The 12,079-nt window shown below is 73.4% G+C and carries 10 protein-coding genes; 5 read left to right on the forward strand and 5 right to left on the reverse strand.

Translation table 11 applies throughout. The features are described from left to right. Positions 1–151: 151 nt before the first annotated feature. Entirely contained in the window at positions 152–1,075 is a 924-nt protein-coding gene (locus ACFC09_RS03055; RefSeq protein WP_376523338.1) for an LLM class F420-dependent oxidoreductase, read from the reverse strand. Between the two features lie 181 nt (positions 1,076–1,256). Here ACFC09_RS03055 and ACFC09_RS03060 point away from each other — a divergent pair, with 181 nt between their 5' ends. Continuing rightward, positions 1,257–1,433, forward strand: coding sequence for a hypothetical protein (locus ACFC09_RS03060; RefSeq protein ID WP_376523340.1), 177 nt, complete (start codon positions 1,257–1,259; stop codon positions 1,431–1,433). Positions 1,434–1,465: 32 nt separating this feature from the next. Here ACFC09_RS03060 and ACFC09_RS03065 read toward each other — a convergent pair whose 3' ends face one another. From ACFC09_RS03065 to ACFC09_RS03080, 4 genes are all read right to left on the reverse strand, one after another. Then, positions 1,466–1,936, reverse strand: coding sequence for a DUF6099 family protein (locus ACFC09_RS03065; protein WP_376523342.1), 471 nt, complete (start codon positions 1,934–1,936; stop codon positions 1,466–1,468). Positions 1,937–2,301: 365 nt separating this feature from the next. After that, positions 2,302–2,670 (reverse strand): nucleotide pyrophosphohydrolase, encoded by a 369-nt coding sequence (locus tag ACFC09_RS03070; RefSeq protein WP_376523344.1) that lies wholly within the window; start codon positions 2,668–2,670, stop codon positions 2,302–2,304. Further along, positions 2,667–4,028 (reverse strand): AAA family ATPase, encoded by a 1,362-nt coding sequence (locus tag ACFC09_RS03075; RefSeq protein ID WP_376523347.1) that lies wholly within the window; start codon positions 4,026–4,028, stop codon positions 2,667–2,669. Before ACFC09_RS03075 ends, ACFC09_RS03070 begins: the two co-directional genes overlap by 4 nt. Positions 4,029–4,102: 74 nt before the next feature. After that, positions 4,103–4,522, reverse strand: a complete 420-nt coding sequence (locus ACFC09_RS03080) for a cell division protein SepF (RefSeq protein WP_376523350.1) — start codon at positions 4,520–4,522, stop codon at positions 4,103–4,105. 249 nt (positions 4,523–4,771) lie between these two features. Between ACFC09_RS03080 and ACFC09_RS03085 the strand changes: the two genes are divergently transcribed. The 4 genes from ACFC09_RS03085 (at position 4,772) to meaB (ending at position 11,960) form a co-directional block, all read left to right on the forward strand. Beyond that, positions 4,772–6,469, forward strand: coding sequence for a hypothetical protein (locus ACFC09_RS03085; RefSeq protein WP_376523628.1), 1,698 nt, complete (start codon positions 4,772–4,774; stop codon positions 6,467–6,469). A gap of 503 nt (positions 6,470–6,972) precedes the next feature. After that, on the forward strand, positions 6,973–8,781 hold the full coding sequence (locus ACFC09_RS03090) for a methylmalonyl-CoA mutase family protein (protein ID WP_376523353.1): 1,809 nt from the start codon (positions 6,973–6,975) through the stop codon (positions 8,779–8,781). After that, a complete protein-coding gene (gene scpA / locus ACFC09_RS03095) occupies positions 8,781–10,964 on the forward strand; it encodes a methylmalonyl-CoA mutase (protein ID WP_376523355.1) in 2,184 nt (727 codons plus the stop codon). The genes ACFC09_RS03090 and scpA overlap by 1 nt, the downstream gene beginning before the upstream one ends. 6 nt (positions 10,965–10,970) lie before the next feature. Then, positions 10,971–11,960 (forward strand): methylmalonyl Co-A mutase-associated GTPase MeaB, encoded by a 990-nt coding sequence (gene meaB, locus ACFC09_RS03100; protein ID WP_376523357.1) that lies wholly within the window; start codon positions 10,971–10,973, stop codon positions 11,958–11,960. Positions 11,961–12,079: the final 119 nt, after the last annotated feature.

Genomic DNA, 12,079 nt, shown 5'->3' on the forward strand with positions numbered 1-12,079 from the left:
TTCTCCGGCGGGTACCGGCCGCAGAAGCGGGTGCGCGGGGCGCGAGCGGGCGGCGGGAGCGGCCGGGGCGGGTTCGGCAGGGTCCTGGCGCGGTGGGGCCGAGCGCGGCAGGGCCGAGCGCGACAGGGCCGGGCGCGGCAGGGCCAGGGTGTTACGACAGCTGGGTCTGGACCTGGGAGGAGATCAGTTCCAGGTGGTCCAGGTCGGAGAGGTCGAGGACCTGGAGGTAGATCCGCTCGGAGCCGGTCTCCGCGTACTTGCCGATCTTGTCGACGACCTCCGCCGGGGAGCCGGCCAGGCCGTTGGCCTTCAGGTCGTCGACGTCGCGGCCGATCGCGGCGGCCCGGCGGGCGACCTCCTTCTCGTCGCTGCCCACGCAGACGACGAGGGCGTTGGAGTACGTGATCTCGTCCGCGGGGCGACCCACCGCCTCGGCCGCGGCGCGGACCCGGCCGAACTGCCGCTCGCTGTCCTCGACCGAGGCGAACGGGATGTTGAACTCGTCGGCGTAGCGCGCGGTCAGTCGCGGCGTGCGGGTGGCGCCGTAACCGCCGATCAGCACCGGGATCTTCGCCTGGGCGGGCTTGGGCAGCGCGGGCGAGCCGGTCAGGTCGTAGTAGGTGCCGTGGAAGTCGAAGGTGTCACCGATCTTGGTCTGCCACAGGCCGGTGACGATGGCCAGCTGTTCCTCCAGGCGGCCGAACTTCTCCTTCGGGAACGGAATCCCGTACGCCTTGTGCTCCTCCTCGAACCAGCCCGAGCCCAGGCCCAGTTCGATCCGGCCGCCGGACATCTGGTCGACCTGGGCGACCTGGATGGCGAGGACGCCGGGCAGTCGGAAGGTGGCCGCGGTCATCAGTGTGCCGAGCCGGATGCGCTTGGTCTCGCGGGCCAGGCCGGCGAGGGTGATCCAGGCGTCGGTGGGGCCGGGCAGCCCGTCCACGTTGCCCATGTGGAGGTAGTGGTCCGAACGGAAGAAGGCGTCGAAGCCGAGGTCCTCCGTGGCCTTCGCCACGGCGAGCAGGGTGTCATAGGTCGCCCCTTGCTGGGGCTCGGTGAAGATGCGCAGGTCCATACATCCATCCTGCACGCCGCGTGCCCCTTCGACCCCACCGGCACCCCCTGTCACAGCCGTCCCCGGTCGGGTGAAATCACGTCAACCGCGCACACGGGATGCCGCCGGAGCAGTGACCGGTCCCCGTGGTGATCGTTGGGCGGGCGGGGCCGGACCGTCCGGTGTCCGCGAGGAGGCCGTCGTGTCCGAAGAAGATTCCGTGCCGCTCCCAGCGGGGACCGGGCAGCCGAAGGGGTTGCTGGAGCAGATGGAGGAGTTGATGGCCGCGCTGAACGCGGACCTGTCCGCTTTGGGCGCGGATCTTCAGTCGGCCGGGGGGCTGGGGCGCGGGCCCGCCGACGGGGGCGACGCCGCCTGAGGCCAGGCCGCCGGAAGCCTGACCGGGTGGGGCTAGCCCACCTCCGTCTCCGGCATCGCCGCCTCCTCTCTGGCGGCCAGCTTGCGCAGCATTTCCCGCACCCGGTCACGGGACTCGTCCGCCGCGTCGATCGCCTCCATGCACTGCCAGTACGTCGTCTCGTCGGCGGCGCTGGCCATGCCGATCAGGGCGATACCGACCTCGGCGAGCAGACCGCCCAGGCAGAGGAGGGTGTGGCGGGCGTCGTCCAGTTCGGTGAGCTGGGCCGCGCGCAGGTCCGAGGTGTCGAGGTCCGGGGCGGCCAGGACACCACAGCCCCGGCCGGCCAGCTCGGTCAGGCCCAGCGCCTCGCCGCGCAACTCCGGTGGTCCGGAGACCGCCAGACGGCTGCCGATCGCCTGGGCCAGGGCCTGGGCCTGCCACACCTCGGTCAGGGTCCCAGGCGCGTCCCCGCTCGCGGCGAGGGCGCGTCTGCTCGTCACGATGAGCCGCACAGCATCCATGCGCTGCCCCGTCCCTCCGACGTGCTCTCCGCACGTCCGGCCTGACTCCACTGTCCACTACCCAGAGTGAAGGTCCGTGGGACGAAAAGCCAGAGGAAGACGGAAATCTGCGGACAACAATTCGGATTCGACAGCTATTTTGACTACGGAGAGTAAAAATGGAGCGTGAGGTTTCGTGGCTCCGCCCCGCGCGCCGTCCGCGCTGCCCCGCGCCGCACCGCCCCCGACGCCCCGCCGCGGGCCACCGCGCGCCCTCTCCCAGGACCTTCACCTGCGGCTCTCTCCGCAGTGCCCCGCCCCATGCACCGCCCGTGCCGCCCCGTCCCGCGCTCCGCCCCGCACGCTCCCCCGGGCCCACGGCGGTGTCATCCCCCGGCCGGATCCCCGGTGCCCTCCCCCGCGGCGGCGCCCGGCGCCGGGAACCGCCGTTCGTTCCGGTCGATCTTCGCGTCCAGTGCGGACAGCGGGTCGACGCCCAGCACCTCGCACAACTGGAGCAGATAGGCGAGGACGTCGGCGATCTCGTCCTCGACCCGGTGCGCCGAGTCCGGCGCGTCCATGACGCGGGCCGACTCCTCGGGTGTCAACCACTGGAAGATCTCGACCAGTTCCGACGCCTCCACGCTGAGGGCGGTCGCCAGGTTCTTCGGGTTGTGGTAGGGCTGCCAGTTCCGGGCGGCCGCGAAGTCGGCCAGTCGGCGCTGTAGTTTCGCCACGTCCAGGTGTTCCGTCACGGGTCCAGGTCTACCACTGTGACTCCGGCCGCCCCGGCGGCCCATGAGGCGTCGGCGACCGCCCCGACGAACCGGATGTGCCCGAGCGCGCACATCCGCGCCGCGAGCCGCAGCAGTCCGCCGCGCTGGCGGGGGTCCAGGGCGCGGTCGAAGCCGTCGGCGAGGACGGTCAGGCCCCGCATGGCGTCGGGCACCTCCCCGGGCGCGTCGACGTCGAGCACGCCCGGCCCGGTGAGCAGCACCAGGGCCAGCGCGAGGTAGCGCAGTTCGCCGTCGCCGAGCCGGCCGGCGTCGGTGCGGATGCCGTCGCCCCGGTCGAGCATCGAGCGGACGGTGCCGTCGCCCAGCGGTTCGGCGAGCACGTCGGTCACCGGACCGCGGCATCCGTCGCGCACCGCGGCGACCAGGTGCGCGTACCGGCGTCCGCACTCCGACCTGGTGCGCAACAGGACGTCGGCAAGGTTGTCGCAGCCGGACAGCAGCCGTCCGGAGCCCCTGCGGACCGGCGCCCGCATCCGGTCGGGCCGCGGGTCGCAGGCGAAGACGGAGCGCAGGGCGAGCACGGTCTGCTCGGCGGCGGCGAGCACCCGGCGCTGTCCGTCCGTCTTGCCGGCCACCCGCAGCGGCAGGAGCGCGGTGCCGAGCCGGTCGTCCGGGAGCGGGGCGCGGGTCACCGGCGCCGACCCGGCCGTGTGCCAGGCGGCCTGCACGGTGCGCCGGCCCGGATCGCGCAGCGCGGTCTCCAGGAGGGCCCGGCCGCCCGCCGTCAACCGCTCGCCCACGATGCGCAGTTCCGGCTCGGCCTGTACGGCGACGTCGAGCCGGACCGGGCCCTCGGGGCCGTCCGCCGTGCAGCCGATGCGGAAGCCGCGGCGGCGTTGGGCGTCGGGCCTGGCCCGCTCGGGCACGCAGGCGGCGGGGTCCGGGAAGACCTCGGCGAGCGGGGCGCCGGCGGCGAGCCGGGCCAGTGCCTCGTAGGCCCGCAGCGCGGTCGTCTTCCCGGACCCGCTGGGGCCCGCGAAGAGGGTGACCGGGCCGAGCGGGAACCCGGTCCGGCGGTGCCCGGCGAAGGCGGACAGCCGTAACTCGGTCAGGCCCGGCCGCACCACCCCCTCCGGCCGGTCCGATCGGCCGAGCAGGTCCGATCGGCCGGGCAGGTCCGGCGGGTCCGACCGGTCCGGCGGGTCCGACCGGTCCCGGGAGGCCGTCGGCGTCGGTGGGGTCCGGGGCGACAGTGGGGCCGGTGGGGCGGACCGCGCCGCCGGCACGCATGCCGCCGGTGGAACCGACGGCGGCCGGTCGGCTGCGGGGCTCACGGGGGGCGGGACGGGCGCGGCGGACGCGCGGTGCTCGGCCATGTCGGGACCGTAGGACCGCGGTGCCGAGGCGAACCGTTCCGCCCCCATGCTTTCCTACGATCGGGGGACCGTCCTCAGCCGCCGGACGCCCCCGCCTGGGCCATCAGCTCGCTGACTTCTATGCCGGGCGGTGTGAGCAGGAACACATTGCGGTCGACGCGGTGCATTCCGCTGGCCAGGCCGAAGACCACGCCCGTACTGAAGTCGAGCACGCGCTTGGCCACCTCGGTCTCGGCCCCGGTGAGGTCGAGCAGCACGGGGATGCCGGCCATCAGGGTCTCGGCGACCTCGCGGGCGTCCGCGAACACGTTGACCCGCAGGACGACCAACCGGCGCCGCGCCTCGGTCGCGGCCTCCGGCAGCGCGCGGTGGTCCACCGCGGACGGCCAGGCGTCCCGGCCCCGCAACGGCACGACCTGGGCGAGCCCCTCCCACTGTTCGTCGGTGGCGTCGTAACGGTTCACCGGCTCCCCCCGATCTGACTCGCTCTCCATGCCTTCACCGGCCAATTCTTACGCCAAGTCACCCGTTCGGCCCAACAGCGACACGAAGCGCCACCGTTACGGCCGCTCACCCCCGGGTGGATCTCTAGGCACTTGTCCGAATACGCCCGCTTCTTACTGCCCTCACACCGGACTCTTCACCTCCTGCGACACCCCGCTCACCGGCCGCTATTACCTTGCCGAATCGTGCACTTGGCAGACACACAGCTGGTGACACCCCGGTGGCGGACACAGTCGGTGGTGTCCGCCGCCCGGGGAAACCCCGGCTCCCCCGCGCAGTGGCATCGCGTTCTCACGGTCCTCGCCGACGTGAGCCTCTTCATCGGCACCCGGTCGGTCTGGACCCAGGCGGCCACGCACCACCTGGTCCTCGCGGCCGTCATCTCCCTGTGCTACGCCGCCATCCTGGTCACCGGCGTGCTGGCCCTGACGGTCCACCGGGCCGGATCGCTGGCCCGGCTCGATCTGGTGGTGCTGGTGACGGCGGTGACGCTGGTCCTGTGCAACTGGGCGATGAACCACGGCGGCGGCGACGAGGGCGCCCTCACCGCCCAGGCCGCCCGGGAACTCGCCGCCGGACACACCGTCTACGGGCAGCCCTGGCCCTGGCTGTTCCACGGCAAGGGCGTGGCCCTCACGCCGACGACGAACGGCGGCTACGACCTGACGTACGGCTATCCGCCGCTCGCCCCGATGCTGACCGCGGCGCTGCTGTGGCTCGGTCACGGCGCCGCGCCCGCCACGGCGGTGACCACCGGCGCGCTGCTCGTCGGCACGGTCGTGCTGTGGCGGATGCTGCCCGCGCCCTGGCGGCCGGCGGTCACCATGGCCTGCCTGGGCTTCGGCTTCCTGCCGACGTACGCGCGGCTCGGCTATCCGGCGATCCTCGGCCTGGCCCTGCTGATGCCGGTGGTGGTGTGCTGGCCGCGGATCGGGCTCGGCGGACGGCTGGGCGCCGCGGGGATCGCCCGAGCCGTCTGCCTGGGGGCGGCCTGCGCGGCGCAGCAACTGCCGTGGTTCGTGGCACCGTTCCTGCTGGCCGGCATCTACGCCGTACGCCGTGGTGAGCTGGGCGGCCGGGCGGCCGGGCTGGTGGTGCTGCGGCTGGTGGGGATCGCGGTCGCCACCTGGCTGCTGATCAACACCTATTTCGTGGTGCAGGAACCGGGACCGTGGCTGGACGGGGTCGCGCTGCCGCTCACCCAGGGGGCGGTGCTGCACGGCCAGGGCCTGGACGACGTCTCGCTGTACTTCACCGACGGCAGCGACCGGCTCGACTGGTACTCGCACGCGAGCATGCTCCTGGCGGCAGGACTGCTCGCGCTGTTCGTGCTGTTCGTGCGGCGGCTCGGCCCGGCGGCGACGGTGCTGCCCTGGTGCGCCTTCTACCTGGCGACCCGTTCCCAGGACGGCTACTACCTGCTGATGACGCCACTGTGGCTGGTGGGCGTGATCACCGCTCCGGCGGCGGAGTTCGAGCACGCCTGGCAGCCGCGGCCCGGACCGCTGGCCGGGGTGCGCCGCCGGCCGGCGCTGGCCGCCGTGAGCGCGCTGCTCGTCCTGCCCGCGCTGCTGAGCGCGGTCCTCGCGGTGACCGGCTCGCCGCCGCTGCGGATGCGGGTCACCGCGGTGCGGCGCGCCTCGGCGAACGTCGTCTCGGCGCTCACCCTGCGGGTGACGAACACGGCGGGCGACGCGCTCACCCCGCACTTCACGCTCACCCAGGGCCAGGGCATGAGCAAGTACTGGTCCCTGGTGCGGGGTCCGGCGACACTGCCCGCGCACAGCACGACGACCCTGGAACTACGGCCGCCGGACGGCCACTACGGCCTCCCCGAGGCGAAGGCACGGGTGCGGCTGCGCGCGTTCACGGCCACGCCGCAGACGCTGTCGAGTCAGGACGTCCATCTGCGGCGGGTCCCCGGAGGCACCGGCTGACCGCCGACGCGGTGTTACCTTCGACATCGTCGGCCGTCGAGGGGTCCGCAGGGCGACACGGCCTCCCCGAGGACACGACCCGCGGGCGGCTCGCGGGCGCCCCGCCCGCACGGCACGGTGCCGCGACGCGCACCGCCCCGGCGCGGTCTCGCGGCCGGCACGGGGTCGTGGCCGACGCGGGATCGCGGCCGACGCGGGATCGCGGCCGACGCGGGATCGCGGCCGACGCGGGATCGCGGCCGACGCGAACCGCCGTGCGGGTGAACCGGGGTGTGCGCGGCGGTCGCGGGCGCCGGGCCGCCGGCCGCCGGGCCGTCCCTCCGAAGGGGCCCGACGAGCCCGCAGCAGCCCCTGCGGAGCCCCGACTCGCCCGGGAGAAACCCCTGAAGAACCCCTGAAGAAACCTGGGCCGCCCCGAAGAGGCGCAGGTCACAATCTCCGCGAGGGCAACGTCACAGCGCGTGCTCTGCTGCCGGGTGAGCAGGCTGTCCTAGCATCCGACCATGACGGTCCTGCCTGACGACGGGCTCTCACTGGCCGCCGAGTTCCCTGACGCGACGCACGAGCAGTGGCAACGCCTGGTCGAGGGCGTGCTGCGCAAGTCGGGCAAGGAAGTCTCGGGCGCCGCAGCTGAGGAAGCCCTGTCCACGACACTGGAGGACGGGCTGCGCACCCGCCCTCTCTACACCGCGCGCGACACCGCGCCCGAGCCCGGCCTGCCCGGCTTCGCCCCCTTCGTCCGCGGCAGCCGCCCGCAGGGCAACACCGTGGGCGGCTGGGACGTACGGCAGCGGCACGCGGCGCTCACCGACGGCGCGGTCCTCACCGACCTGGAGAACGGCGCGACCTCGCTCTGGCTGCTCATGGGCGAGGGCGGGATCCCGGTGCCGGAGCTGCGCCGTGCGCTCGACGGCGTGTACCTCGACCTGGCACCGGTGGTCCTGGACGCGGGCCGGGACGTGACGGCCGCCGCACAGGAGTTGCTGCGGCTGTACGCGGAGCGGGGCGTCGCGCCTGAGGCGACGCGCGGCAACCTGGGCGCTGACCCGCTCGGGTACGAGGCCCGCACCGGCGAACGGCAGGACTTCACCCCGGTCGCGGCGCTCGCCGAACGCTGCGCCGGCGGGTATCCGGCGCTGCGGGCGCTGACCGTGGACGCACTGCCGTACCACGAGGCCGGCGGCAGCGCCGGGCAGGAACTCGGCGCCTCCCTCGCCACCGGCGTCGCCTACCTGCGGGAGCTGACCGAGGCCGGACTGACGGTCGAGCAGGGCTGTGCGCAACTGGAGTTCCGCTACGCGGCCACCGCCGACCAGTTCCTGACCGTCGCCAAGCTGCGCGCGGCGCGCCGGCTGTGGGCGCGGGTCGCCGAGGTGTGCGGGGCGCCCGACGCGGGCGCGCAGATCCAGCACGCCGTGACCTCACCGGTGATGGCGACCCGCCGCGACCCCTGGGTGAACATGCTGCGGGCGACGGTGGCGACGCTGGCCGCCGGGGTCGGCGGCGCCGACGCGGTGACGGTGCTGCCGTTCGACCACGCGCTCGGCCTGCCGGACGCGTTCGCCCGCCGCATCGCCCGCAACACGTCCACGATCCTGCTGGAGGAGTCGCAGCTGGCCCGGGTGATCGACCCGGCGGGCGGCTCCTGGTACGTGGAACGGCTGACCGACGAACTCGCCCACGCGGGCTGGGAGTTCTTCCGGTCGATCGAGCGGGACGGCGGCCAGGCGGCGGTGCTGCGCTCGGGCCGGATCCGCGACGATCTGGCGCGGACCTGGCGGCAGCGCTCGGCGCGGCTCGCCACCCGGCGCGAACCCGTCACCGGGGTCAGCGAGTTCCCGGATCCGGCCGAGCGGCCCCTGGAGCGCGAGCCCGCCCCCGAGCCGCGCTCCGGCGGGCTGCCCCGGGTCCGCCGCGACGAGGCGTTCGAGGCACTGCGCGCCCGTTCCGACGCCCACCTCGCGGCGACCGGCGCCCGGCCGCGGATCTTCCTGGCCGTGCTCGGCCCGGCCGCCGCGCACAGCGCACGCGCCACGTTCGCCGCCAACCTCTTCCGGGCGGGCGGCGTCGAGCCGGTCACCGAGGGCCGCTTCGCGGACAGCGGCGCGCCGGAGGCCGTGCTGTGTTCCAGCGACGCGCTCTACGCCGAACAGGCCGTACAGGCCGCGGCGGACCTGCGGGCGGCCGGCGCCCGGCACGTGTCCCTGGCGGGCCGCCCGGCCGACCGTCCGGGCGTCGACTCGTACGTCTTCGCGGGCTGCGACGCCGTCGCCGTGCTGTCCGCGACCCTCGACCGCATGGGAGTGGCCTGATGGGAATCCCCGACTTCTCCGGCATCGAACTGGGCACCCCGGACCCGGCGGGCACCGCCGCGGACTGGGGTACGGCCGTGCGGTGGGCCACCGGCGGCGAGGCACCGGTGTGGGAGACACCCGAGGGCATCGGCGTCAGACCGCTGTACACCGGCCGTGACCTGGAGGGCCTGGACTTCCTGGACACCTACCCGGGCATCGCGCCGTATCTGCGCGGCCCGTACCCGACGATGTACGTCAACCAGCCCTGGACGATCCGCCAGTACGCCGGCTTCTCCACCGCCGAGGAGTCCAACGCGTTCTACCGGCGCAATCTGGCGGCCGGTCAGAAGGGCCTGTCGGTCGCCTTCGACCTGCCGACGCACCGCGGCTACGACAGCGACCACCCGCGGGTGACCGGTGACGTCGGCATGGCGGGCGTGGCCATCGACTCGATCTACGACATGCGGCAGCTGTTCGACGGCATCCCGCTGGACCGGATGACGGTGTCGATGACGATGAACGGCGCCGTGCTGCCGGTGCTCGCGCTGTACATCGTGGCGGCCGAGGAACAGGGCGTACCGCCCGAGAAGCTGGCCGGGACCATCCAGAACGACATCCTCAAGGAGTTCATGGTCCGCAACACGTACATCTATCCGCCGAAGCCGTCGATGCGGATCATCTCCGACATCTTCGCGTACACCTCGCAGCGGATGCCCCGCTACAACTCCATCTCGATCTCCGGCTACCACATCCAGGAGGCGGGTGCCACGGCCGACCTGGAGCTGGCGTACACGCTCGCGGACGGCGTGGAGTACCTCCGGGCCGGGCGGGAGGCGGGCCTGGACGTGGACGCGTTCGCGCCCCGGCTGTCCTTCTTCTGGGCGATCGGCATGAACTTCTTCATGGAGATCGCCAAGCTGCGCGCCGCGCGTCTGCTGTGGGCGAAGCTGGTCGCGCAGTTCGAGCCGAAGAACACCAAGTCGCTCTCCCTGCGCACGCATTCGCAGACCTCCGGCTGGTCGCTGACCGCGCAGGACGTGTTCAACAACGTGACGCGGACCTGTGTGGAGGCGATGGCGGCCACCCAGGGCCACACCCAGTCCCTGCACACCAACGCCCTCGACGAGGCGCTGGCGCTGCCCACCGACTTCTCGGCGCGCATCGCCCGCAACACCCAGTTGCTCATCCAGCAGGAGTCCGGCACCACCCGGGTCATCGACCCGTGGGGCGGCAGCGCCTACGTCGAGCGGCTGACGTACGACCTCGCTCGCAGGACCTGGCAGCACATCGAGGAGGTCGAGCGGGCGGGCGGCATGGCGCGGGCCATCGACGCCGGCATCCCGAAGCTGCGGGTGGAGGAGGCGGCGGCCCGCACCCAGGCCCGGATCGACTCCGGCCGCCAGCCGGTGATCGGCGTGAACAAGTACCGGGCGTACAACGACAATGGCGACGAGCAGATCGAGGTCCTGAAGGTCGACAACTCCGCCGTGCGGGCCCAGCAGATCGAGAAGCTGCGCAGGCTGCGGGAGGAGCGGGACGAGACCGTCTGCCGGGACGCGCTGGACGCGCTCACCCGGGCCGCGGACGGCGACGGCAACCTGCTGGAGCTGGCCGTGCGCGCGGCCCGCGCGAAGGCCACCGTCGGCGAGATCTCCGACGCCCTGGAGAAGGTCTACGGCCGGCACGCGGGCCAGATCCGTACGATCTCCGGCGTGTACCGCAACGAGACCGGCGAGTCCCCCTCCGTGGACCGCACCCGCGCCCTGGTGGACGCCTTCGAGGAGGCCGAGGGGCGCCGGCCGCGCATCCTGGTCGCCAAGATGGGCCAGGACGGCCACGACCGCGGCCAGAAGGTGATCGCCACCGCCTTCGCCGACCTCGGCTTCGACGTGGACGTCGGCCCCCTGTTCCAGACCCCGGACGAGGTCGCCCGGCAGGCCGTCGAGGCCGACGTGCACGTGGTCGGGGTGTCCTCGCTGGCCGCGGGGCACCTCACCCTCGTACCGGCGCTGCGCGAACAGCTGGCCGCGGAGGGCCGGGAGGACATCATGATCGTGGTCGGCGGGGTGATCCCGCCGCAGGACGTGCCGACCCTGCTGGAGATGGGCGCCACGGCCGTCTTCCCACCGGGGACGGTGATCCCGGACGCGGCGTACGACCTGGTGCGGCGGCTTTCGGCCGGCCTCGGCCACGACCTGTAGGGCCCCATGGCGGCTATCGATCTCGACACGTATGTAAAGGGTGTGCTCGACGGGAAGCGGGCCGTCGTGGCCCGCGCCATCACGCTCGTCGAATCCACCCGGCCGCAGCACCGGGCGCTGGCACAGGAGGTGCTCACCGAGCTGCTCCCGCACAGCGGCCGGGCCCGGCGGATCGGGGTGAGCGGGGTGCCGGGTGTCGGCAAGTCGACGTTCATCGACGCGTTCGGCACGCTGCTGACCTCACTCGGGCACCGGGTGGCGGTGCTCGCCGTCGACCCGTCCTCGACCCGTACCGGCGGTTCCATCCTGGGTGACAAGACCCGGATGGAACGGCTGGCGGTGGACCCGGCGGCGTTCGTACGGCCCTCCCCCAGCGCGGGCACGCTGGGCGGGGTCGCGAAGGCCACCCGCGAGTCGATCGTGGTGATGGAGGCGGCGGGCTACGACGTGGTCCTCGTGGAGACGGTGGGCGTCGGCCAGTCGGAGACCGCGGTGGCCGACATGGTCGACTCCTTCCTGCTGCTCACCCTGGCCCGCACCGGCGACCAGTTGCAGGGCATCAAGAAGGGCGTCCTGGAGCTGGCCGACGTGATCGCCGTGAACAAGGCGGACGGCCCGCACGAGCGGGACGCCCGGACGGCGGCGCGGGAACTGGCGGGCGCGCTGCGGCTGATGCACGGCAGGGACGCGTTCTGGACGCCGCCCGTGCTCAGTTGCAGCGCCCGCGACTCGACCGGGCTCGACACGGTGTGGGAACGGCTCGAACAGCACCGGACGCTGCTGGAGTCCACCGGGCGGCTCACCGCCAAGCGGCGCGACCAGCAGGTCGGCTGGACCTGGTCCATGGTCCGCGACGAACTCCTCGGCCGCCTGCACGCCGACCCGTCCGTCCGCGCCGCGGCCCCCGCCCTGGAACAGCGGGTCAGGGACGGCTCCCTGACGGCAACGCTGGCCGCGGAAGAAATCCTGAGGACCTTCGAGAACCCCGCCCCCTGACAACGCCCCCAAAGGGGCGCGGGGAACTGCGCGACCAGCCACGACACAGGCCGCACCCGGCAACACACCCCACCCACCCCCACAGCGCCCCGACAACACCGTCTCGGCAACGCCCCCAA

Origin of the sequence: Streptomyces sp. NPDC056161, assembly GCF_042268025.1 — a bacterium.
Taxonomy (GTDB): domain Bacteria; phylum Actinomycetota; class Actinomycetes; order Streptomycetales; family Streptomycetaceae; genus Streptomyces.